General features: G+C 70.8%; 17 protein-coding genes. 11 read left to right on the top strand and 6 right to left on the bottom strand.

The genetic code is table 11. From position 1 onward, the window contains the following. Together ACWD5F_RS24390 and ACWD5F_RS24385 are read right to left on the bottom strand one after the other, a co-directional pair. Positions 1 to 1,449 (bottom strand): alpha-amylase, encoded by a 1,449-nt coding sequence (locus tag ACWD5F_RS24390; RefSeq protein ID WP_451257259.1) that lies wholly within the window; start codon positions 1,447 to 1,449, stop codon positions 1 to 3. Beyond that, the gene (locus ACWD5F_RS24385) at positions 1,446 to 4,130 is read right to left on the bottom strand and encodes an MGH1-like glycoside hydrolase domain-containing protein (protein WP_451257257.1); all 2,685 of its coding nucleotides are present in this window, start codon (positions 4,128 to 4,130) and stop codon (positions 1,446 to 1,448) included. Before ACWD5F_RS24385 ends, ACWD5F_RS24390 begins: the two co-directional genes overlap by 4 nt. A 289-nt stretch (positions 4,131 to 4,419) precedes the next feature. On the opposite strand from ACWD5F_RS24385, the gene ACWD5F_RS24380 reads away from it, so the two are divergent. Then, positions 4,420 to 5,874 (top strand): DHA2 family efflux MFS transporter permease subunit, encoded by a 1,455-nt coding sequence (locus ACWD5F_RS24380; protein WP_451257255.1) that lies wholly within the window; start codon positions 4,420 to 4,422, stop codon positions 5,872 to 5,874. A gap of 100 nt (positions 5,875 to 5,974) precedes the next feature. On the opposite strand, the gene ACWD5F_RS24375 is transcribed toward ACWD5F_RS24380, so the two are convergent. After that, on the bottom strand, positions 5,975 to 6,394 hold the full coding sequence (locus tag ACWD5F_RS24375) for a winged helix-turn-helix transcriptional regulator (RefSeq protein WP_401712049.1): 420 nt from the start codon (positions 6,392 to 6,394) through the stop codon (positions 5,975 to 5,977). 119 nt (positions 6,395 to 6,513) lie between these two features. On the opposite strand from ACWD5F_RS24375, the gene ACWD5F_RS24370 reads away from it, so the two are divergent. Together ACWD5F_RS24370 and ACWD5F_RS24365 are read left to right on the top strand one after the other, a co-directional pair. Then, complete coding sequence (locus tag ACWD5F_RS24370) at positions 6,514 to 7,437, top strand: zinc-binding dehydrogenase (RefSeq protein ID WP_451257253.1); 924 nt, start codon at positions 6,514 to 6,516, stop codon at positions 7,435 to 7,437. Further along, positions 7,434 to 7,880: an SRPBCC domain-containing protein gene (locus tag ACWD5F_RS24365; protein WP_451257251.1), complete on the top strand. Its 447-nt coding sequence runs from the start codon at positions 7,434 to 7,436 to the stop codon at positions 7,878 to 7,880. The genes ACWD5F_RS24370 and ACWD5F_RS24365 overlap by 4 nt, the downstream gene beginning before the upstream one ends. A 156-nt stretch (positions 7,881 to 8,036) precedes the next feature. On the opposite strand, the gene ACWD5F_RS24360 is transcribed toward ACWD5F_RS24365, so the two are convergent. Beyond that, complete coding sequence (locus ACWD5F_RS24360) at positions 8,037 to 9,044, bottom strand: AraC family transcriptional regulator (protein WP_451257249.1); 1,008 nt, start codon at positions 9,042 to 9,044, stop codon at positions 8,037 to 8,039. Between the two features lie 90 nt (positions 9,045 to 9,134). Further along, positions 9,135 to 10,328: a cytochrome P450 gene (locus tag ACWD5F_RS24355; RefSeq protein WP_451257247.1), complete on the bottom strand. Its 1,194-nt coding sequence runs from the start codon at positions 10,326 to 10,328 to the stop codon at positions 9,135 to 9,137. A gap of 277 nt (positions 10,329 to 10,605) precedes the next feature. Here ACWD5F_RS24355 and ACWD5F_RS24350 point away from each other — a divergent pair, with 277 nt between their 5' ends. From ACWD5F_RS24350 to ACWD5F_RS24320, 7 genes are all read left to right on the top strand, one after another. Further along, entirely contained in the window at positions 10,606 to 10,857 is a 252-nt protein-coding gene (locus ACWD5F_RS24350; RefSeq protein WP_401712064.1) for a hypothetical protein, read from the top strand. A 10-nt stretch (positions 10,858 to 10,867) separates the two neighbouring features. Further along, on the top strand, positions 10,868 to 12,058 hold the full coding sequence (locus ACWD5F_RS24345; RefSeq protein WP_401712067.1) for an SPFH domain-containing protein: 1,191 nt from the start codon (positions 10,868 to 10,870) through the stop codon (positions 12,056 to 12,058). Positions 12,059 to 12,207: 149 nt separating this feature from the next. Then, complete coding sequence (locus ACWD5F_RS24340; protein WP_451257244.1) at positions 12,208 to 14,178, top strand: protein kinase domain-containing protein; 1,971 nt, start codon at positions 12,208 to 12,210, stop codon at positions 14,176 to 14,178. Between the two features lie 202 nt (positions 14,179 to 14,380). Continuing rightward, positions 14,381 to 16,492, top strand: a complete 2,112-nt coding sequence (locus tag ACWD5F_RS24335) for a nitrate- and nitrite sensing domain-containing protein (RefSeq protein ID WP_451257242.1) — start codon at positions 14,381 to 14,383, stop codon at positions 16,490 to 16,492. Positions 16,493 to 16,626: 134 nt separating this feature from the next. Continuing rightward, on the top strand, positions 16,627 to 17,853 hold the full coding sequence (locus ACWD5F_RS24330; protein ID WP_451257568.1) for an EfeM/EfeO family lipoprotein: 1,227 nt from the start codon (positions 16,627 to 16,629) through the stop codon (positions 17,851 to 17,853). A gap of 23 nt (positions 17,854 to 17,876) precedes the next feature. Next, positions 17,877 to 19,130, top strand: coding sequence for an iron uptake transporter deferrochelatase/peroxidase subunit (efeB, locus tag ACWD5F_RS24325; protein ID WP_451257240.1), 1,254 nt, complete (start codon positions 17,877 to 17,879; stop codon positions 19,128 to 19,130). 175 nt (positions 19,131 to 19,305) lie between these two features. Next, positions 19,306 to 21,147 carry a phospholipase C gene (locus ACWD5F_RS24320; protein WP_451257238.1) on the top strand — a complete coding sequence of 614 codons (1,842 nt, stop codon included), beginning with the start codon at positions 19,306 to 19,308 and terminating at the stop codon, positions 21,145 to 21,147. A gap of 81 nt (positions 21,148 to 21,228) precedes the next feature. On the opposite strand, the gene ACWD5F_RS24315 is transcribed toward ACWD5F_RS24320, so the two are convergent. Beyond that, on the bottom strand, positions 21,229 to 22,275 hold the full coding sequence (locus ACWD5F_RS24315; protein ID WP_451257236.1) for a LacI family DNA-binding transcriptional regulator: 1,047 nt from the start codon (positions 22,273 to 22,275) through the stop codon (positions 21,229 to 21,231). 108 nt (positions 22,276 to 22,383) lie between these two features. On the opposite strand from ACWD5F_RS24315, the gene ACWD5F_RS24310 reads away from it, so the two are divergent. Beyond that, complete coding sequence (locus tag ACWD5F_RS24310) at positions 22,384 to 23,562, top strand: phytanoyl-CoA dioxygenase family protein (RefSeq protein ID WP_451257234.1); 1,179 nt, start codon at positions 22,384 to 22,386, stop codon at positions 23,560 to 23,562. Positions 23,563 to 23,564: the final 2 nt, after the last annotated feature.

The following is a 23,564-nucleotide window of genomic DNA, read 5'->3' as shown; positions in this document are numbered from 1 at the left end:
CTACCACGCGCGCATTACGTGGGAGGCGCGGCCCGGCAGGTCGACATAGAGGCCGGAGGTGACCAGTTCGGTGCCGTCGCGGTCGTACGTCTGCCCGGACAGCAGGTCGGTGAGGTGACAGGCGCGGTCCTGGAGGTCGCGCCAGGGCAGCGGGACCCGGCCCTGGGCGGGCGCGTCCGAGTCGTTGACGACCACGACATGGCGGGTGTCGGGGCCGGTCCAGCTCCAGGCGAGGAGGTTGCGGTGCGTGTCGTTGTCCGGCCAGCCCGTACAGGTGAGCAGCTGCCAGTCGCCGACCCGCACCTCGGCCGCCGCCGGGAGCAACCGGCCGTAGAACTCGCGAAGTTCCTCGTCGACGGGTTCGGGCGGGCGGCGGGAGAGGAAGACCGGCGGGCGGACCTTCCGGCCCTCGAACTGGCCTTCATGCCACAGTGTCGCGCCGGGCAGGGTGGCGACGGTGACGGCGGCGGAGCGCTCGCTGTCGCCGGGGAAGGTGGCGGCGGCGCGAGGTTCGTCGTGGTTCTCCAGGAAGCGGACGAGACCGTGCTGGTAGGCGAGGTCGGCCTGGAGGTGGCCGTGGACGGACTCGGCGTCCTCGTGCAGCAGGCGGTCGTAGAGCCGCTTGTCGTAGCAGTGGTCGAACCCCTGCTGCTGGAGGGCCCATTCGAGGTCCCAGTAGGCCTCGGCGACGAAGAGCAGGTCCGGGTGGCGTTCGCGGACGCGCGGGATCACGTACGGCCAGAAGTCCTCGGCGGGCGGGGCTCCGGCCCGGTCGCCCCAGGTCTTGGCGAACACGTCGGTCATCAGCAGCATCGCCATGTCGCAGCGCACGCCGTCCGCCTGGTCGCCGATGGCCACCAGTGTCTCGACCGCCGCCGTCCGCAACGCGTCGCTGAAGGAGTTCAGTTGGACCACGTCCGGCCAGGGCGGGAAGTACGGGTCCCGGCCACGGGCGTAGATCTGCCCGCCGGCCTCGATGAAAGCCTCGGGCGAGCGGGCCAGGTCGTCCGGGGTGCCATGGACCAGGCAGTCGGGGCGTTCGGTGAGCCAGGGGTGGTCCGGGGCCACGTGGTTGGGGACGTAGTCGAGGATCAAGCGCAGGCCGCGCGCGGCCAGTTGGGCGCGGGCCTCGGCGAGGCCGGCCGGACCGCCGAGGGACTCGTCGACCACGTAGTTCCGTACGCAGTACGGGGATCCGGCGATGTCCGCCTCGGTGAGGTCGGGCAGGGCGGCGCGGAAGGAGGCGAGCAGTCCCTCGTCCCGCAGGGCGATCGCCAGTCCCGCCGGGCTGCGTTCCCATACGCCCATCAGCCAGACGGTGTCGACGCCGGGCCGCGCGACCTCGTCCCAGGCCTCGCCGGGGACCTCGCCCAGAGTGATCCGGCGGCCAAACCGTGCGCTCAACTCGCGCAGCCAGATGAGGGTGTTGATCTCGTGGAACACCGTCATGACAGCGGCTCCTCGCGCAGGGTCCCCCAGTCGCCGACGCCGACGACGTGGAACAGGGTCGCGGTGACGGCGGCAAGGCCGGTCCAGCCGGTCTGGTGGGAGGCGCCGAGGCCCGCGCCGTTGTCGCCGTGGAAGTACTCGTAGAAGAGGATCAGGTTCTTCCAGTGCGGGTCCTTGGCGTACTTGGCCTGGGCGCCGTGCACCGGTCGGTGGCCGTCGGGTCCCTGGAGGAAGGTGGAGGTGAGGCGGTCGGAGATCTCGCGGGCGACCTCGTAGAGGGTGAGGTGCTTGCCGGAGCCGGTCGGGCACTCCACCGTGAAGGCGTCACCGTGGTAGACGTACAGGTTCAACAGGGCGCGGATCAGCAGCATGTTGACGGGGAACCAGACCGGGCCGCGCCAGTTGGAGTTGCCGCCGAACATGCCCGAGTCGGACTCGGCGGGGAGGTAGCCGACGCCGTACGTCTCGCCATGTACGTCGAAGGTGTAGGGGTGTTCGGCGTGGTGCTTCGACAGGGAGCGGATGCCGTGCGGGCCGAGGAACTCGTCCTCGTCGAGCATGCGGGCCAGCACGCGGCGCAGCCGGTCCTCGCCGAACAGCGCGAACAGGACTCGGCCGCCCTCGCCGGGGCCGATGTTCTGCTGGGCGGAGACGATGGCCGCCACGGCCGGGTGCCGCTCTATGAACTCCTGCGCCCCGGCGGCCAGTTCGGGGAAGCGGCGACCGGCCCAGGCACCGACCACGCTGGTCGCCGCGAGCGGGATCAGGCCGACCAGTGAGCGCACCTTGAGGCGGGTCGCGGTGCCGTCGGGCAGCCGCAGGACGTCGTAGAAGAAGCCGTCCTCCTCGTCCCAGAGGCTCTCGTTGTCCTTGCCCATGCGGTTGGTGGCGACGGCGATCCACGCGAAGTGCTCGAAGAGGGTCTGCGCCTGCTCGATGTAGACCGGGTTCTCGTCGGCGAGTTCGATCGCGATCTCCAGCAGGTTCTGGCAGTACAGCGCCATCCAGGCGGTGCCGTCAGCCTGGTCGAGGTGGCCGCCGGTGGGCAGCGGGGCGCTGCGGTCGAAGACGCCGATGTTGTCGAGGCCGAGGAAGCCGCCCTGGAAGACGTTGTTGCCGTCGACGTCCTTGCGGTTGAGCCACCAGCTGAAGTTCTTCATCAGCTTGTGGAAGGCGTTCTCCAGGAAGGCGCGGTCGGCCTTGCCGGTGCGGTGCTTCTCCAGCTCGTAGACGAAGAGGACGGCCCAGGCGTGCACGGGCGGGTTGACGTCGCCGAAGTTCCATTCGTACGCGGGGATCTGGCCGTTGGGGTGCAAATACAGCCGGCGCAGCAGCAGGTCCAGCTGGGACTTGGAGAAGCCGATGTCGACCATGGACAGGGCGATGGTGTGGAAGGCGAGGTCCCAGGCCGCGAACCAGGGGTACTCCCAGGCGTCCGGCATCGACATGACCTCGTCGTTGACCATGTGGTACCAGGCGCTGTTGCGGACGCCGGGGTCGGCGCCGAGCGGGTCGACGCCGTGTTCGGCCAGCCAGCGCTCGACGTCGAGGTAGTAGTACTGCTTGCTCCACAGCATGCCGGCGAGGGCCTGGCGGGCGACCCGTCGCTCGTCCTCGCTGGGGCCGTCGGGCAGGACGTCCTCGTAGAACTCGTCGGCCTCGGTGCGGCGGGCGTCCATGGTCGCGTCGAAGTCGCCCCAGGGGTCGGCGGGTTGGGCGTCGGTCAGCCGGAGCCGGACGGTGGCGCTGCCGCCGGCGGGGACGGTGAGGACATGGTGGACGGCGGCCTTGGTGCCGGTCCGGGCGGGGTTGACGGCGTCGGTCTCGCCGTGGACGACGTACCGGTCGATGCCGTCCTTGACGTACGGCGTGGTGTTCGAACTGCCGAAGACACGCTCGTTGTTGGTGTCGTTCTCGGTGAACAGGGTCTCGGTCCCGCCGCTGAAGTACAGCCGTCGCGTGCCCAGTTCCTCGTGCTCGGCGCGGACGGCCGACCCGTCCAGGGCGAGGCTCGGGACGGCGGTGCCGCCGGCCCAGGACCAGGTGTGGCGGAACCAGAGGGTCGGCAGCACGTGGAGGGGGGCATCGTCGGGACCGCGGTTGTGGGCGGTGATCTCGATCAGCAGGTCCTCGGGTCCTGCTTTGGCGTACTCGACGAAGACGTCGAAGTAGCGGTCCTCGTCGAAGATGCCGGTGTCAAGGAGTTCGTACTCGTAGTCGCGGCGCCCGCGCGAGCGGTTGGTGTCGACCAAGTCGTCGTAGGGGAAGGCTGCTTGGGGGTATTTGTAGAGGTACTTCATGTAGGAGTGGGTGGGTGTCGAGTCGAGGTAGAAGTAGCACTCCTTGACGTCCTCGCCGTGGTTGCCCTCGGTGTTGGTCAGGCCGAAGAGGCGCTCCTTGAGGATCGGGTCGTGGCCGTTCCACAGGGCCAGGGCGAAGCACAGCCGCTGTTTGTCGTCGCTGACGCCGGCGATGCCGTCCTCGCCCCAGCGGTAGGCGCGGGAGCGTGCCTGCTCATGGGTGAAGTACGACCACGCGTCGCCGCCGGGGCTGTAGTCCTCGCGGACGGTCCCCCACTGACGTTCGCTGAGATAGGGGCCCCAACGGCGCCATGGCGCCCGGGCCGCGTCGGCCTCCGCGAGCCGTTGCCGTTCGGCGCCCGTCGTACCGCTGTCCGCCATCGTGGACCGCCTCCTCGCGATTGGGCATCGCTCCAAGACTCGGGGGTCCCGGGCGGGCCCGCAACGGATGCATGGCGGAGGGGCGGCTTCCTCGTCCCGGCGACTTCACCGTCCCGGCTACTTCACCGTCCCAGCGACTTCACCGTCCTGGCGGGCTCCTTGTCCCGGTGGCCTCCCCGTCCCCTCGGCTTCTCCGGCGAGGCACGTCCTCCCTGTCCGGTTGAAGGCGCAACGAGCCTCTGTACAAGTAGGCCCCCGGTCTTCACGTGCGCTAGGAGATTCCCCTGCCATGTCCCTGTCCGAGCAGAACCCGGCCCGCACCGAGCCGGTCACCGCACCACCCCGCGCCGACACCCGGCGCACCCCGCTGTGGCTGGCGATCCTGGCCTGCAGCGTGCCCATGTTCATGGTCGCGCTCGACAACCTCGTCGTCTCCACGGCCCTGCACACCCTCGCCGTCGACCTGCGGGCGAGCACGCAGGAACTCCAGTGGTTCGTCAACGCCTATGTGCTCAGCTTCGCCTGCCTGCTGATGACCGGTGCCGCGCTGGGCGACCGGTTCGGCCGCCGGACCGTCTTCGTCGTCGGCATCGCCGTGTTCACGCTGGCCTCGGTCGGCTGCGGACTGTCCGACACCAGCGCCCAGTTGATCACTTTCCGTACGGTCCAGGGTTTCGGCGCCGCGGCCGTGATGCCCCTGTCGCTGACGCTGCTCTCGCAGGCGGTGCCCGACCGGCTGCGCGGGCTGGCGCTGGGCGTCTGGTCCGGGGTGAGCGGGCTCGCCGTGGCGATGGGTCCCGTGGTCGGCGGCGCGGTGGTCGAGGGACTGGACTGGCAGTGGATCTTCTGGATCAACGTGCCGGTCTGTGTCGTCGCCATCCCGCTGGCGCTGTACGCCCTGCGGGAGAGTTCGCTGCCCGGGGTCCGGCTCGACCTGGTGGGCGTGGTGCTGGCCGCGGCCGGGCTGTGCGCGGTGGTGTGGGCGATCGTGCACGGCGAGCCGGCGGGCTGGACCTCGGTGAAGGTGCTGGGCGCGTTCGCGGGCGGAGCCGTGCTGCTGGCCGCCTTCGCGGTCCGGGAGGCACGGGTGGCAGAGCCGATGCTGCCGCTGTCCTTCTACCGGGTACGGGCCTTCACGCTCACCAACGTCGTCTCGGCGACCATGTACTTCGGTGTCTTCGGCTCCCTGTTCCTGCTGGCGCAGTACCTCCAGATCGTGCCGCCGCGCACTCCGCTGGAGGCGGGGGTCCGCACGCTGGCCTGGACGCTGATGCCGATGTTCGTCGCCCCGGTGGCCGGGCTGCTCACCGACCGGGTCGGCGGCGGCCGCCTGATGGCGCTCGGCCTCTTCCTCCAGGGCATCGGCCTGGGCTGGATCAACCTGGTCACCGACACCGACACCGCGTACCCCTCCCTGGTCGGTCCGATGATCGTCGCCGGGATCGGCATGGGCTTCGTCTTCGCGCCGACGGCCGCGGTCGTCCTCGGCTCGGTCGCCAAGGAGCACGCGGGCAAGGCGTCCGGCGCCAACACGACCGTCCGGGAGATCGGCGGCGCGCTCGGCATCGCCGTGCTCAGCACGGTGTTCGTCGCGCACGGCAGCACGCGCGACCCCGGGCAGTTCGTCGACGGGCTGCATCCCGCGGTGTGGGTCGGCGTCGCGGTGGTCCTGGCCGGCGCGGTGTGCGCCCTCGGCATCCCGCGCGAGGTACGGCCGGCCGGGAGCGAGTCGGGCGAGGCCTGAGCACGGGGTCGCCATTTGCGAATAAGAACACTCCGAACGCCGAGCATCACCAACACTAGGGGAGTTGCGGCCGACCCGTAAGTAGGCACTTTTTAGTGCGTTACGCCCCTGCCGGCTCGGTCTTCCGGGTGTCGTAGCGGGCTCGCGCCTCGTCGACCTCGTCGGTCTTGTCGGCGGCCCAGTCGCGCACCTGGGACAGCAGGCCGTAGAGGCCCTGCCCGAGCGGGGTCAGCTCGTAGTCGACGCGCACCGGCACGGTCGGGGTGGCCGTGCGCTTCACCATGCCGTCGCGCTCCAGCATGCGCAGGGTCTGGGTGAGCATCTTCTGGCTGACACCCGGGATCTCGCGGCTGATATGGCTGTACCGCATCGCCTCGCCGTACGACCCGAGGGTGCACATCGTCAGGCTGACCCACCGGTTGCTGATCGTCGAGAGCAGGGCCACCGCGGGGCAGTCGTGCATGTACGCCTCGTACGTGCCCGGCTCGATCCGGCGTGCCGGCTTCGGCGTGGTGGTCATCGGTATCTCCTGTCGGGAGCGCAACGCACTAAAAAGTGCCTACTTACCAATCGATCGTAACTCCCCTAGCGTTCGTAGCACCCAAGGTGTTCGGCAATGCAAAGGAATGAGCGAAGATCATGCGTGCAGCAGTCGTGAGGAAGATCGGTGGACCCGAGGCCGTCGAGGTCGTGGAGGTCCCGCTCCCGGAACCGGGCCCCTTCGAGGTCCGGGTCAAGGTCGCGGCCGCCGCGCTCAATCCCGCCGACGCCGCTGTGTGGGGCGGGTTCTTCGGGCCGTTGGAGGAGGTCGAGTACGTCGGTCTGGGGCTGGACGCCGCCGGCACGATCGACGCGGTCGGCACGGGTGTACTCCTGGAGGTCGGCACTCCGGTGATCGTGTACGACGCCCGCGTGCTGCGCCCCACGAAGGCCCAGGCCGAATACCTCGTGACCGACCTCAACTCCCTCGCCCTCGCCCCGGAGGGCATGGACCTGACGCTCGCGGCGACGATCCCGCTCAATGCGACGACCGCCGTCCAGGCGCTGGACCACCTCCCGCTGCGCCCCCGGGACACCCTCCTCGTCACGGGCGCCGCCGGAGCGGTGGGCGGCTACGCCGTCGAACTGGCCCGGACGCGGGGCGTGCGGATCGTCGCGCAGGGGCGGCCCGAGGACGAGGAGTTCCTCCGTGGTCTCGGCGCCAGGTGGTTCGTGTCGCGCGACGAGAAACTGGGCGAGGCGGTACGGCGGTTGGTGCCCGAGGGCGTCGACGGCGTGCTCGACGCGGCGGCCCTGGGCGCCCCCGCAATGGCGGCCGTCCGTGACGGCGGCGTCTTCGTGAGCGTGCGGGTCGACGTGCTGCCGGAGCCGGAGCGGGGCGTGGTCGTGCGCCACACCTCCGCCGGTCCCGAAGCGACCCGTCTCGCCTATGTCTCCGCGCTCGCCGAGGTCGGCGTGCTGACACCGCGGGTGGGGCCGATCTTCCCGCTGTCGCAGGCCGCCGAGGCGCACGCCCGGCTCGCCGCGGGCGGCCTGCGCGGCCGGATCGTGCTGGTGCCGTGACGGCGGCCCCGGTCGTCACCGCGGTGACCAGGATCTCCGCTCCGGTGGAGGACGTGTGGCGCGTGCTGGTGGCGTTCGACGAGTACGCGCACTGGCATCCGGTCCTGTCCTTCGACGCGAAGCCCGAACAGGCCCTGGCCGGAGCGGAGTTGCCTGGTCGCGTCGCACGTGGCGACACCGCCGAGCAGGACGTCACTCTGCGGATCGTCGAGGTGGAGGCCCCGCGGCGGCTGGTCTGGGAGGGCGGATCGCTCGACACGCTCCTGGGCAGGCACTCGTTCCTGCTCACCCCACAACCGGACGGCACCACCGAACTCACCGACTCCGAGGAGTTCTTCGGCCCCGCCGCCGACGAACTCGTCCCGGCACTCGGCAGGTTCAGGGAGGAGTACGCCCGCAACGGTGCCGCTCTGCGCGCACGCGTGACGGGTCCGTCCGGCTGACACGGTCGGCCGAGGAGGGCGGGCTCACGGTCCGGGGCGGGAGGTGCCAGGACTCCCCCACGGTCCTGGCACGTTCCCGGTCCCGCGGACGTGCATCGCGGTGATCACCAGCATGCGTGGGCACCGGCTCGCCTGTCGTTGGCACACGGTCCACACCTAGTTGGCGCCGGGTCCACCGCCTTCGCCGTCGAATTCCGCCTGGCATCGCGCCTGTTCGCGGAAGGCGCCCGGCGTGACGCCGTGGGCGGTACGGAAGGCACGGCTGAACTCGGCGGCCCGCGGGAAGCCCCAGCGGGCCGCCACCGCGTGCACCGGCAGCGTGCTCAGCGCCGGGTCGGCGAGGTCGCGGCGGGCACCGGCCAGGCGCCGGTCGCGGATGTACGAGGACACGGCGAGGCCCTCGGCCTGGAAGAGGCGGTACAGATAGCTGCGCGAGATGTGGTGCGCGGCGGCCACCCGGGCGGGCGTGAGGTCCGGGTCGTCGAGGTGGCGCCGGATGAAGTCCTTGATCCGCAGGGTCAGGGTGCGGGTGCGCGTCTCCGGCGCCAACTGGCCCTCCGCGTCCAGGGCGTGGGCGAAGAGCGCGGTGACCAGATCGGCGACGACGTTGCCCAGCCGGGGTGCGTCCGCCGGCCGGTAGGGGTTCGTGTCCGCGGCCAACTGGCCCAGCAACTGGGCCAGTAGCGCGCCCAGCCCGTCCCTGCCCGAGACGCGGGAGCCGATCACCCGGTCGGCACTGAGCGCGGGCAGTGCCACCAGGGCCCGCGGGACCTCCAGCCCGATGATGCTGACCGGTTCGGATCCGGTGGCTATCTCCCACGCCCGGGAGGAGGTGTTGGTGTGGATGTCGCCGATCTCATAGGCGATCTGGTCCCGGCCCCAACTGGCCGCGCCTTCACCGCGGCGCAGCAGAGAGAGGTGGTACGCCTCCGGGTCGGACTGACGCACCAGCTTCGGGGTGCGGCGGAAGACGAGCTGGTCGAAGGTGGCGGGCCATACGGTGACGTCCCCCAGGCCGATCGACCGCACGTGTCCGCGGTAGTCGGCCGCGCGGTCGCTGTCCAGCTCCATGGGTGCGTGGGTGCGGCCCATCCGCTCGATCCACGCCTCGAACCGGTCGCCGACCGGCAGTTCCTCGGTACGGAAGACCGACTCCTGCAACACGGCGGTCAGTCAATCACACGGTTCTGTGAAGCGGTCGCGCACGATCCGTCGGTCACGGGTGATCCCCGAGCCGCCTCGCCCCTCGCCTTCCTACGCCGTCCAGCGCACCCGCAGCTCCTGCGGCTTGCGGAAGACCAGGCCGCGCGCCTCGGCCGGCGCCGACGGGTCCAGGTGCAGGTCGGGCAGGCGGTCCAGGAGGTGGCGCAGGCAGACGCTGGTCTCCAGGCGGGCCAGATGCGCGCCGAGGCAGAAGTGCGGTCCGTGGGCGAAGGCGAGTTGGAGGCGGGCGTTGTCGCGCCGCAGGTCGAAGCGGTCGGGGTCGGTGAAGACGGCCGGGTCCCGGTTGGCGCCGGCGATCGAGACGCTGACGAGGTCGCCGCGGCGGATATGGGCGCCGCCGAGTTCGACGTCAGCGGTGGCGTACCGGTCGACCACGGCCGCCGCGGGTTCGAGGCGCAGCGACTCCTCCACGGCCGCGTCGATGAGTTCGGGATCGGCGCGCACGAGGGCGAGTTGGGCGGGGTCGCGCAGGAGGTGCAGCACGGCGTTGGTGATCATGCCCTCGGTGGTCTCGATCCCGCCGAACATGAGCACCGCCGCGTTGGAGGCCACCTCGGGCAGCTCCAGGCGCCCGTCGCGGGCCGCCTCGACCAGTACGGAGCCCTCGTTGCGGGCGGCGACCGTGGCCTCGACGCTGGCCTCCAGCTGGGCGAAGGCGGCCCCGGCCGCGGGGTCGGCGGGCTCGCCCACGGTGAGGTCGGAGACCGCGCCCACCATGGCGTCGTACCAGGTCAGGACCTCTTTGGGGTCCGCGCCGAGCAGGCCGAGGGACTCGGCGACGACGGCGACGGCGAGCGGTCCGGCCACCTCCCGGCGCAGTTCCGCGCTGCCCCGGGGCCTGATCGCGTCGACGAGCCGGGCGCTCTCCCGCTCGACGAACTCGTTGAAGCGGGCGTGCACGTCCCGGACCCGGAAGGGGTCGGTGAAGGGCTCGCGGTGCCGTTTGTGCGCGGGGCCGTCGAGCGAGAGCATGCTCGGTCCGACGACCTGGGCGGTGGAGAAGCGGGGGTCGTCCACGGTGAAGGTGACCGGGTCGCGCATCACGCGCATCGCCAGGTCCCGGCGGGTCACCGTCCAGCCGCCCAACTCCGGTATCCAGGAGACCGGTTCGTGCTCGCGCAGCAGCGCGAGACGCGGGTGCGGGTCGCGCTCCAGCTCGGCGATGGTGGTGGCGGAGCCGAGCGGGAAACCGGCCGGCGGGGTGGCGGGAGTCGTCGGTGGCACGGCCGAGGGCGTCGCAGGAATCACCGGTGGTACCGCCGGTGACATCGCAGGATTCGCCGGTGGCACGGCCGGTGACATCGCGGAAGTCGTCGGACGGGCCTCGTTGTGGTCGCGCATGGATCCAGTAAGCCACAGCCCGCTCAGGAGACCGCCGCCAGCCCCTGTCGAGGCAGGTGGCGGGCCTGCACGACGGCCGAACCTACCGGAGCGTAGGCCACCGGCCCGGAGAGGACTATCGTCGGAGGTCAAGGGCCAGAACGAGGGGAGGCCGCCGTCGATGCAGCAGGACGAGGCCGTGATCGGCTGTACCGGGGAACTGCTCCTCCCCACGCGCGGAGCCGCGGGGCCCGGCGAGATCCTCGTGCGGGTCAGGGGCGGCTCCGAGACCTTCCTCGCCTGGTCCTCCCAGCCCCTTCCGAAGGGGGCCACCGTGCTCGTGGTCGAGTCCCGCGGCTGTCGCGGGGTCGATGTCATCGAGTGGGTCGATCCACTGGACGCGCTGGACGGCGACGCCGACGGCGCAGGTTGAGGAGTACAACATGTTCGGTTACCGCGTTCCCGCCCCCGACGAGGCGATGTTGATCTCGGGCGGGCGACGGGGTCTGGGGGGCGCGCCGTTCCGGGTGGTCACGGGGCACGGAAAGTTCGTGCTCCCGGTCTTCCGCAAGACTCGCTTCCTCACACTGTCGATGTGCGAGGCCGAGGTCACCGAGACCTGTGTGACCCGGCAGGGCATCGCGCTGCACGTACGCGCCGTGATCGCGTTCAAGGTCGGCAACGACACCGAGAGCATCATCAACGCGGGCCAGCGTTTCCTGTCCGACCAGGACCAGATGTCGGTGCTGACGGGCCGGATCTTCGCCGGTCACCTGCGGTCCATCATCGGCTCGATGACGGTCGAGGAGATCGTCACCGAGCGGCAGAAGCTCGCCGCGGAGGTCCTGGACACCTCGAAGGTCGAGATGGCGAAGATCGGGCTCATCGTCGACTCGCTCCAGATCCAGTCGATCGACGACGGCGCCACCGGGTACATCGACGCGATGTCCGCGCCGCACAAGGCCGCCATCCAGCGCCAGGCACAGATCGCGCAGGCCCAGGCCACGCAGGCCTCGGTCGAGGCGGAGCAGGTCGCGGCGCGCAACCAGGCCGAGTACGCCCGGCAGACCGCGATCGTCAAGGCGGAGTACTCCGCCGAGGTGGACCGGGCGCAGGCGCAGGCCGCGCAGGCCGGTCCGCTGGCGCAGGCGCACGCCCAGCAGGAGGTGCTGGCCGCTCAGACCGAACTGGCCCAGCGCCAGGCGCAGTTGCGTCAGCAGCAGCTGGTGGCCGAGATCGTCAAGCCCGCGGAGGCGGAGGCCCAGCGGATCAAGCTGCTCGCCATCGCCGAGGCGGAGCGCATGAAGATCCAGGCCGAGGCGGCCTCCTCGTACGACCGGGTCGCGCTCGACCGGATGCTGATCGACCAGCTCCCGCAGATCGTGAAGGAGGCCGCGGGCGGCCTGGCCGGTGCCAACGTCAACGTTCTCAACGGCGCGGACGGCCTCGGCGAGATCGCGGCCGGTCTGGTCGCCCAGGGCCTGACGATCCTGGACTCGGTCCGCCAGAACCTCAACGGCCAGAACTCCGACGGCCGCCCCGCCAACGGCCTGCTGGAGCTTCAGGGTTACCTGCGCACGCCGGAGACGGACGGCGACGGCACCAAGGAGGACCGGCCGCGCGACGCCGAGTAGGCGCGGTTCTCGTAGGGTCCCGGGTCCCCGGCATCGGTGCGGACCGACGCCGGGGACCCATCAACTGACCCTTATCATAAGTGCAGTTGATACCCATTTTCTGCGCTACTCTCGCCGTCCCACGCGTCACGCGAGAGACCAGGAACCCCATGCCAGACCAAGACCGCAGCCGGTCGGAGAAGTTGGCCTATGCGGCGGCCGGCATGGAGCCGCCGCCCGTGACCCCGCTGCGGAGGAACGATCCCCGGCGGGTCGGCCCCTATCACCTGGTGTCCGTGCTCGGCAGCGGCGGCATGGGCCGGGTCTATCTGGGCCGAAGCACCGAGGGTGGCGGCCCGGTCGCCGTCAAGGTGATCCGGCCCGAGTACGCCGAGGACCCGCTGTTCCGGAAGCGTTTCGAGCGTGAGGTCGGCTCCCTCGGCCTCGTCCAAGGGGCGCACATCGTGCGGCTGTTGGGCAGCGGCGTCGACGAGGACCTCGTCTGGGTCGCCACCGAGTTCGTGCCCGGACCCACGCTCGCGGAGGCCATCGAGGCGCGCGGGCCGATCGACGCGGCGGCGGCCTGGCGGCTCTTCGCCGACCTGGGCCGTGCGGTCGAGGCGATCTGGCGGGCCGGCATCGTCCACCGTGACCTCAAGCCGTCCAACGTGATCCTGGCGGCCGACGGTGCCCGGGTCATCGACTTCGGTGTCGTCCAGGCCACCGACGGCACCACCATCACCGCCACCGGCCAGAACGTGGGCACCCCCGCCTTCATGTCCCCGGAGCAGGTCAGGGGCCAGGAGGTGACCGCCGCCGCGGACGTCTTCTCGCTGGCCTCCGCGCTGACGTTCGCGGTCACCGGGAAGGCGCCCTTCGGTGACGGTTCGGGCGTGGACATCCTGCACCGGGTGGCTTTCGAGGAGCCGCGGGAGAAGGTCCTCGCCGAAGTCGCGGCCGTCGACACGGAGTTGGCCGCGTTCATCCGTACCTGCCTGGACAAGGACCCGGAGCGGCGGCCGTCACCGGAGATGGTGTTCAGGATCGCCATCGGCCATCAATTACCCGCTCCGGACGGCAGACCGACCCGAACCGCGCCGAAGCGGCCGCAACCGCGGGAGAGACAGCCCGCCGCCTTCGCGTCCGCGCCTCCGCCGGTCGCGCCCGCCGTACCCGAGGCCGTCGCGGCGCCCAAGCCCCCCGCCACACCCGGAAAGCGCCGCAAGCTGATCGTGGGCGCCGCCGCGGCGGCCGTCCTCGTCGCCGGGGGAACCGCCGTGGCGCTGCTCCAGCAGGGCGGCAGTCCGTCGGTGGCGGCCGACCTCGGACCGGACCCGTCGGCGGCGGCGACGGACATCCCGGCCGCACCGCCCGCCGGTTCGCCGAGCGGGCACCCTCCTGCGACCGGTCCTTCGGCCACGGACCGGAAGGCCGATCAGACGACGGACACATCACCGAGCGCGTCGCCGTCCCAGAAGTCCGGGTCGCAGGACATCCGCGCCGCCGCGTGTCTCGCCGAGATCGTGTCGGGCGGCCGGGGCGGCTGCGTCAAGACCCTCCAGACCCTCCTCAACGGCTACGGGCTGTACGTCACGGTCGACGGGCGGTTCGGCGCGTCGACGGGCGCCGCGGTCCGGGCCTTCCAGCGCGAGGCGGGTCTCGTCGCCGACGGGAAGGTCGGTACGCGGACCAAGAAGCTGCTGTACGCCGGGGCGCGCGGGCCCGTCAGGAGCGGTGCCGTGACGGTCACCGAGAGCGTCGACGCCGTTGATGTCGCCCGGTGTCTGGACGTCCGCGGAGGGAGTGCCCAGGTGTGGGGATGCACGGGTTCGGCCACTCAGAGGTGGGCGCTGTATCGCGTGCCCGGTCAGGCCGCCACGTACATCGTCGTGAACCGGGGCGCGCATGTGTGTCTGGACGCCGACGCCGGCACGATCGGCAGCAACGGGCAGAAGGTGCGGGCCAGGACGTGCGACGGACAGGGCGCGCAGAGGTGGCGGCTCGGCAGCGGCCACACGCTCGTCACCGCGACGGGCGGCTCCTGTCTGGACGCGGTGGCCGGTTCCTCAGGGAGGGACGGCCAACCGGTCCAGGGCTGGGCCTGCGCGGGCAGCGTCAACCAGGTCTGGACCTGGTCCTGAACGGATGCCGCGCACTCCATTTCGTAGAAAGCGCAATCAAAAACGATCCCCCGGTGCTAGAAATCGCTCAGGCTCGTGCGTCACACAGCACCGTCCCGCATCGACTCGCACCGACCGCACCTCTCGCACCTCTCGCACCTCTCGCACCTCTCGCACCTCTCGCACCTCTCGCACCGGCGATCCTGCACCCGATAGGACCACCTTGCCCACGACCTCACGCCCCGCCCGTCGACGGCTCTCCGTCCGCAACTGGCGCGTGGCACGCAAACTGCACGCCATCCTCCTCGTCCCGGTCCTGGTCGCCCTCGTACTGGGCGGCCTGCGGGTGCGGAACTCGGTGGACACCTGGCAGGCGGCCGACGACGCCGTCCGGGTGGCGGAGCTGGTCCAGGCGGCGAACCGGTACGCGAGCGACGCGATCAACGAGCGGGACGTCTCGGTCGCTCCCCTGCTGAACGGCGACCGGACGTCGAGCACGGTCGCACAGGCCCGCCGGATCACCGACGCGGACGCGGTGGCGTTCGACCGGGCGGTGGCCCGGATGCCGAAGACGCCGGGGCTGCTCCGCCGGGTCCAACTGGTGCGTGCCGGCGAGCAGTTGCTCCCGACCGTGCGCGCGCAGGCCTTCACCTCCCAGCTCAAGGGCGTGCGCGCGGAGGAGAGTTACCACGCCCTCCAGCATCCCCTCATGGAGATCTCCAACGAACTGGGCTTCGGCAGCAGCAACCAGGCCAGCTTCGGCCGCACCCTCTACGCCATCTCCCTCACGCAGGCCGCCGAGTCCCTGATCCGCTCCATCGGCGTCCACCTCCTCGTGGAGGACCGCAGCACCCTCGCCCCGGGCGAACTCCAGGCCCAGCTCGGCTCGTTCAGCTCGTACGTCTATCTGGAACAGGTCGCGCTTCAGGAGTACGCCGGTGCCGGCACCGCCGACGACATGACCCGGCTGCGCGAGGCTCTGGCCGCCGCCGAGGAGCGCGGGAAGGCGCAGACCGCCCAGGCCGCCGCGCAGGCCAAGGCGGGCGGGGAGACCTTCGTCGCACCGCCGACCCTGGCGCAGATGAACAGCGCGATCGGGTCGGGCAGGTCGGCTTCGGAACTGGCCGCGCAGGGCATCACGCCCGACTCCTTCTTCGCCGCCTCCACCCTCGGGTTCGACGCCTACCGCGGCATCGAGGTCAACCTCACCGACACCGCCCTGGCCGGCGCGCACGACATCGCCGACGACGCGCGGAGCGAGGCGATCACCAACGCCGTACTCGTGCTCGTGTCGATCCTGGTGGCCCTCCTCCTCGCGTCCTGGATGGCCCGGTCGATGAGCCGGAGCATGCGCCAACTCAGCGCGGCGGCCCACGAGATCGCCGAGCAGCGGCTGCCGGCCACTCTCGACCGGCTCACCCGCAGCGTCCCCGAGAGCGTCGACCGGCAGGTCGAGCCCATACCCATCACCACCCGGGACGAGATCGGCGAGGTCGCCCGCGCCTTCGACCACGTCCATCGCGAGGCCGTCCGGATCGGCGCCCAACAGGCCATCGTCCGGGGCAACTTCAATACGATCTTCACCAACCTGGCCCGCCGCAACCACTCCCTGATCGAGCGTCAACTGGCCCTGATCACCGACCTGGAGGGCAAGGAGGCCGACCCGGACCAGCTGGCCAGCCTCTTCAAGCTGGACCATGTCGCCACCCGGGTGCGCCGCAACGGCGAGAACCTCCTCGTGCTGGGCGGCGAGGAACCCACCCAGCAGTGGGACCATCCCCTCCCGCTGGTCGACGTCATCCGGGCGGCGACCGCGGAGGTCGAGCAGTACGAGCGGATCGAGGTGTCGGGTGTCCCGGAGACCGAGATCAACGGCCCCGCGGTGACCGACCTCGTGCATCTGCTCGCCGAGTTGATGGAGAACGCGACGATCTTCTCCTCCCCGCAGTCGAAGGTCCGCGTCACCGCAGCCGGGCTCCCGGACGGCATGACCATGGTCGAGATCCACGACGAGGGCATCGGTCTGCCCCCGGCGGAGCTGGCGGACCTCAACCACGGTCTGGCCAATCCGCCCACCGTGGGCGTGTCGATCTCCCAGCGCATGGGTCTGTTCGTGGTCGGCCGGCTCGCCGACCGGCACGGCATCCGCGCCCAGTTGCGCCCGTCCGCGGCCGGGACCGGCACGACCGCGCTGGTCATGCTGCCCCGGACGATCATCCATGGAGCGCCCGAGCCCGCGGTCGACGCCGACTCCACCACCCTGTCCCTGGCCGTCCCCGCCGGCACGCTCCCCGGCTTCGAGTCCTGGGACGAGCCCTCGACGCACCGGAAGTGAGCGACCGGGGAGGCCGCGAGCGCCGGTGAGAGCCCGTGAGAGCCCGTGAGAGCCGAGTGAACCGGGCGGGAACTCTTGGTCATGGATTCCTTTGGACGCCCGTTCGGACGCGATCCGCTTCCTAGCATGAGGTGATCACGTACGCACGACCCTCGGAGGTCCGGGTGCCGTTCTCCGGCCTCAAGGCGACTCCGCTCCGGCTGACCGGTGCGCTCCTTCTCGTCCTCGTCCTCGCGCTGACCGGCGTCCTGGTCGCCCGGCGCGGGCCGCATCAGGCGCGTGCGGCGGACGACGGGCTGCGGCACACCACCATCGAGGTGTCCGCCGGTCACTGCGGTCGCGGCTGGTCCGAACCGGCGTCCGGCGTCCAGGTCTTCGACCTGCACAACACCTCCTCCGACGCCGCCGAGGCGTACCTGGAGAACCCCGTGAGCAAGGCCGTGTACGGCGAGGTGGAGGACATCGGCCCCGGCACCACGCGTGCGCTGACCGTCCGACTCGGCAAGGGCGCGTACGCCTTCAAGTGCGTGCCCGACGACGCCGACGCGGTCACCGGACCGACCGTCCGCCTCAGTACGGGACGCAGCGGCCCGGCGGCGGCGCCGGTCACCGAGCACGACCTGATCCCGCCCGCCCTCGCCTACCAGAAGTGGATCGGCGGCGGTCTGAGCGACGTCGTACGGCTGACGACCGGGCTGCGGGAGGCGATCGACCGCGGCGATCTCGCGGGCGCTCGGACGGCCTGGCTGCCTGCGCACCTGGAGTACGAGCGGCTGGGGGCGGCGTACGACGCGTTCGGTGACGCGGACGGGGAGATCAACGGCACCGACGCGGGGTTGCCCGACGGGGTGCGGGACAAGGACTTCGCCGGCTTCCACCGGGTCGAGTACGGGCTGTGGCACGGCCAGTCGGCCGCTGCTCTCAAGGCTCCGGCGAGCGCCCTCGTCAAGGCGGTGACCGCCCTGCGCGACAGCTGGGCGCGGACCCGGATGGATCCCGCCCAGTTGGGCCTGCGGGCGCACGAGATCCTGGAGAACACGGTGCAGTTCGAGCTGACCGGCCGGACCGACTACGGCAGCGGCAGCAACCTCGCCACCGCCCGCGCCAACCTGGACGGCACGCGCGAGGTGCTCTCCCGACTGCATCCGCTCCTCTCCACTCGGTACACCCGACTGCCAGCTCTGGAACGACAGTTGGACCATGCCCAGGACACGCTCGACGGCTTCCGTCGGAGCGGCGCGTGGACTCCGCTGGACCGGTTGAGCCGTACGCAGCGCGAGGACGTCGACGCGGTCTTCGGCGACCTGGTGGAGCGGCTGGCGTCGGTGGCGACCCTGTTCGACCCGCGGAGGACGGTGTGAGTGGTGTGAGTACGGACGAGGACATGGGTGACAGGACGGGCGAGCAGGCCGGCGGAGTGGGTCGGCGTCGGTTCCTGCGCGGTGCGGCCCTCGCGGGTGCCGGACTGGCCGCCGGCGGCGCGGCCTCGCCGACGGCCGCGACCGCCCCCGGAACTGGCACTGGTGGGGACGCGTCCGCCATCGCCCCCTTCCACGGCACCCACCAGCAGTCCGCGATCGCGAAGCCGCGCCGGTGCACCGTGTTCACCTCCTTCGACGTGACCGCCGTGAACCGCACCGAACTGACCGACCTGCTGCGCACGCTCACCGACCGGGCCCGCCTGTTGGCCGCGGGCGGCACTCCCGACCCGGTCGGCGTCACCGGCCCGCCCGCCGACTCCGGGATCCTGGGTTCCCAACTCCCGTCCGGTGCGCTGGCGGTGACCGTCGGGGTGGGTGCCTCGCTCTTCGACGACCGGTTCGGGCTCGGGAAGGCGAAGCCGCGTCGCCTGACGGCCATGCCGGTCTTCCCCGACGACGACCTCAAGTCCGAGTGGTGCCACGGCGATCTGAGCCTGCAACTGCACGCCGACGACACCGACACCGTGCTGCACGCCCTGCGCGACATCGCCCGGCACACGCGTGGCGGCATGCAGGTGCGCTGGCGCATGGACGGCTTCACCAGCCCGCCGCGCCCTTCCGGCACCCCGCGCAACCTGCTGGGTTTCAAGGACGGCACGGCCAATCCGGACACCGAAAGCGCCCGGGAGATGGGCCAGTTGGTGTGGGTGGGCCGGGGCACGGACGAGCCGGACTGGGCGGTCGGCGGCAGCTACCAGGTGGTCCGGCTGATCCGCATGCTGGTGGAGTTCTGGGACCGTGTCTCGATCAGCGAGCAGGAGCGGATGTTCGGCCGCGCCCGCGACACGGGCGCTCCTCTCGACGGCCGGGCCGAGTTGGACACACCCCGGTACGCCGACGACCCCCAGGGTGCCGTCATCCCCCTCGACGCGCACATACGGCTCGCCAACCCCCGTACCACCGCGACCGCGGAGCAGCGGATCCTGCGCCGCGCCTACAACTACGACCTGGGCGTGGACGGCAACGGCAACCTCGACATGGGCCTGCTGTTCTCCTGCTACCAGCAGGACCCGGTGCGCCAGTTCGAAACCGTGCAGCACCGGCTCGCCGGGGAGCCCCTCACCGACTACATCTCCCCGTTCGGCGGCGGCTACTTCTTCGCCCTGCCCGGCGTACGGGACACGACCGACTGGTACGGGCGCGACCTGCTCGCCTGAACCTGTCCGGACAACTCCCCCGCCTTATGGGTCAATACCGGGTCAATCTTTGGCCTGGCTTCCCTGACCCGGTGTTCATCCACCCGCCACCGGCCTTCCGTCGAAGAGCCGCCCGGCAGGCGGAGCATCCCGGATCGTACGGCGCACCAGCGATCCGCCCGGAGGGTGAACGACCATGAGCAGCAGGGGAAGAGCAGCGATCCGAAGCCTGGGGGCGCTAACCGGCGCCGCGGCACTCACCGTCCTGGGCAGCAGTACGCCGGTGTGGGCGGCGGCGCCCGCAGGCCACCACAGCACCTCGTCGACGGCGACGCCGATCAAGCACGTGGTCGTGCTGTTCGACGAGAACATCTCCTTCGACCACTACTTCGCGACGTACCCGAAGGCCGCGAACACCGACGGCACCAAGTTCACGGCGTCGAAGAAGACCCCCAAGAACATCAACACCCTCGCGCACGCCGGGCTGTTGAAGAAGAACCCGAACCAGTACCTGCCCGAGCGGCTCACCCCGGCGCAGGCCCTGACCTGTGACCAGAACCACTCCTACGGGCCCGAGCAGTACGCGGCCAACGGTGGCAAGGCCGACCAGTACGTGCAGAACACCGAGGTCGACAAGTGCAGCGGCGGGCTCTTCGGCGAGCCCGGCCTGGTGATGGACTACTACGACGGCAACACGGTCACCGGCCTGTGGAACTACGCCCAGCAGTACGCCCTCAACGACAAGTCGTACAGCTCGGTCTACGGCCCCTCCACGCCCGGCGCGCTCAACCTGGTCTCCGGCCAGACGCACGGCGTGATCTCCACGGACGCGGCCTCCGGCACCGAGCACCCGAAGCAGACCTCGACGCCCGACTCGTACGCGGTGCAGTCGCCGAACGCCAAGGGTGTCGGCACGGTCATCAACGATCCGGACCCGGCCTACGACGACTGCTCCGACAAGGACCACACCAGCACCAGCGCGCTCGCGTCGATGCAGGGCAAGAACATCGGTGACCTGCTCAACTCCAAGAAGGTCAGCTGGGGTTGGTTCCAGGGCGGGTTCCGCCCGTCCACCGGCTGGGACGGCAAGCAGACCGACTACGCCAAGTGCGACACCGCGCACGCCAACATCGGCGGCGCCTCCGCGCTGGACTACAGCCCGCACCACAACCCGTTCGAGTACTACAAGTCGACGTCGAATCCCCACCACTTGCCGCCCAAGAGCGTCGACGAGATCGGTCACAGCGGTCAGGCCAACCACAACTACGACCTGACCGACTTCTCCGCCGCCGTCAAGGCGGGCAAGCTCCCCTCGGTCAGCTTCCTGAAGGCCGGCGAGTACCAGGACGGCCACGCGGGATACTCCGACCCGACCGACGAACAGCACTTCCTGGTCAGCGAGATCAACGCCATCCAGAGCTCGCCGCAGTGGAGTTCGACCGCGATCGTCATCGCCTACGACGACTCCGACGGCTGGTACGACCACGCCACGATCACCCCGCGCAACGGCTCCAAGGACACCTCGGTCGGCTCCAACGGCAAGGCCACCGACAGCCCCGCCTGCCAGAAGGCGCCCAAGGCGTCCGGCGGTTACGCGGACCGCTGCGGCCCTGGCACCCGGCAGCCGCTGCTGATCGTCTCCCCGTACAGCAAGGTGAACAAGGTCGACCACACCCTCACCGACCAGGCGTCGATCATCCGCTTCGTCGAGGACAACTGGCACACCGGCCGCATCGGCGACCACTCCTTCGACGCCACGGCGGGTTCCCTGACCGGCATGTTCGACTTCCGGCACCCCAACGGCAAGCAGGTGCTGCTGAATTCGAACGGCTCGGTCAAGTCGGTCCGCCCCCTCCACCACATCGCTCCTGTGGCCACCAGCATCACCCCGGGCCCGGCCTTCCAGAACACCGCGGTGTCCACGGACACTTCGGGCTTCCCCGCCGTCCCGGTCGGCCTCGGCGTCGGCGGCCTGCTGGCCGCCGGCGCGACAGGCACGTACCTGACTCTGCGCCGCAGGCAGGGCACGACGGCCTGAGGCCACCGGCACACGGATCAACTCCCTTGCCCCCGCGCCGACTTCGGTGCGGGGGCTTCAGCCGATCAGGCATACAGCCGCTCAGTCGACGACCGGTACCGACGGCGCGTCGGGCGGCATGTTGAACGGTGTGACCACCTGGATCGCCGAGGGCAGTGACGGGCCGTCGTCGGGGAGTGCCTTGTGGGCGCGCATGATGATCTGGCAGGCGCGGCGCATGTCCTGGCGCAGGTCGTGGTGGAGGACCGCGGACAGCCGACGTTCGCGCAGCAGGCGGGTGTTGTCGTGGTCGAGGTCGTGGGCGATGAAGACCGCGCACTCCCGGCCGAGCGCGTCGAAGGCGTCGAGGGTAGCGAGGTTGCCGCCGCCCGCGGAGTAGACGGCGATGATGTCGTCGTCCCGCTTGAGCGCCGCCAGGACGAGATCGTGCTGGGTGGCGTCCAGGCCGTCGCTGTCGGTGACCTCCACCAGGGCCCGCCTGGGGTCGGCGAGCCGCATCGCGCTGCGGAAGCCCATCTCGCGCTCCTCCTCGCCGCGGAAGGAGCCGCGGCTGATGGTGGTGAGCACGTTGCCGGGCCGCTTGCCGAGCCACTGACCCAGGAGGTACGCGGCGGTGGCGCCGGCCGCGCGGTTGTCGATGCCGACGTACGCCAGGCGGGCGCTGTGGGGCAGGTCGGTGACCAGGGTGACGACGGGGATGCCGGCCGTGACCAGCCGGCCGACCGCGGCCGAGATCTCCGGCTCGTCGGGGGCCTTGAGGATCACGCCCTGGGTGCCGCGCTTCGCGATCTTGTCGAGGGTCGCGACGAGTTCCCCGGGCGGGCAGGTCTCGCGGAAGTGGAAGCGTGAGCGCACGAGCGCGGGGTGCAGGGAGGGCAGCTCGGCCTCCAGGGCGTCCCGTACCGCGGTGGAGAACCGCTCCGGGGTCTGCATCACGATGTCCATCATGAAGCTGCGGCCCCCGAGCCGGACCTGGCTCTGCTGGCGGTCCAGGTCCTTGATGGCTTCCTGCACCTCCCTGATGGTGCTCTCCGTGACGTTGCCCCGCTGATTGAGGACGCGGTCGACCGTGGCCGTACTCAGTCCGGCCTGACGGGCGATTTCCCTGATCGGGTACGGGTGACGCATGAGTGATCCCCCAGACCGATGATGCACTCTTGATGTAGTCGTAGGCATTGAATGATGGGTTCAACCTCTCAAGACTGGCAGAAAGGCACTGACGACGAAAGGATCCGGATGTCTCCCACAACTGCAGGGACGCGCACTTGGCTGACGGAGGCGGACTGCGATCTCGACACTTTCCGCTCGCTCGTGGAGCAGGGCACCGACCCCGACGACCATCCCTCGGCCGAGCGGATCGAGCGAGACGTCCCGCTCTACGACAGCGATCGGCTCCGCTCCCTGACGGCCTCGCCGGAGGGCCGCCGGGCCGTGCAGGGCGAATTGGTCCGGGCTCTGCTGGACGGACCCGGCATCGTGGTCCTCAAGGGCGCCTTCCCGGACGCGGGTGTCGTGGACCGGACGTCTGAGGCCTTCCGGGCGCTGATCGAGGAGGAGCGCGCGAGCGGCCGGGCCCGCGGTGACCACTTCGCCGCGCCCGGCGCCAACGACCGGGTCTGGAACGCGCTGGACAAGGTGGCGCTGCGGGCACCCGAGGTGTTCGCCGACTACTACGCCAACGACGTACTGGAGCTGATCGCCGAGGCCTGGCTCGGCCCCGCCTACCAGGTCACCTCACAGGTCAACGTGGTCAACCCGGGCGGCAAGGCGCAGAACGTGCACCGGGACTACCACCTCGGCTTCCTCTCCCAGGAGCGCGCCGCGGCCTACCCGGCGCACGTCCACCGCCTCTCCCCCGTCCTGACCCTCCAGGGCGCGGTGGCCCACTGCGACATGCCCGTGGAGTCCGGCCCGACGCTGTACCTGCCGCACTCGCAGAAGTTCGAGCCCGGCTATCTCGCCTGGCGACTCCCGCGTTTCGTCGACTACTTCGAGGACCACCACGTCCAACTCCCGCTGGAGAAGGGCGACGCCGTCTTCTTCAACCCGGCGCTCTTCCACGCGGCCGGCACCAATCGCTCGACGGACATCAGGCGCATGGCCAACCTGTTGCAGATCTCCTCGGCCTTCGGCCGCGCGATGGAGACCGTGGACCGCGAGTCGATGGCGGGCGCGCTCTTCCCGGTGCTGCTGCGCCGCAAGGCCGAGGGCGTCTCGGCGGACTGGCTGCGCCGGGTGGTCGCGGCGACCGCCGAGGGCTACCCGTTCCCCACCGACCTCGACCTCGATCCGCCGGTCGAGGGCCTCGCCCCGCCCGCCCAGGCGGACGTCCTGTGGCAGGCCGTGGCCGAGGACTGGGACCCCGAACGACTGCGCGCGGAGCTTCAGTCCGCCGCCAAGCGCCGACAGGGCTGAGG

Source organism: Streptomyces sp. NPDC002499 (genome assembly GCF_053595415.1).
Note: the sequence above shows the minus strand (reverse complement) of the source record. Positions and strands in the feature narration are given on the sequence as shown.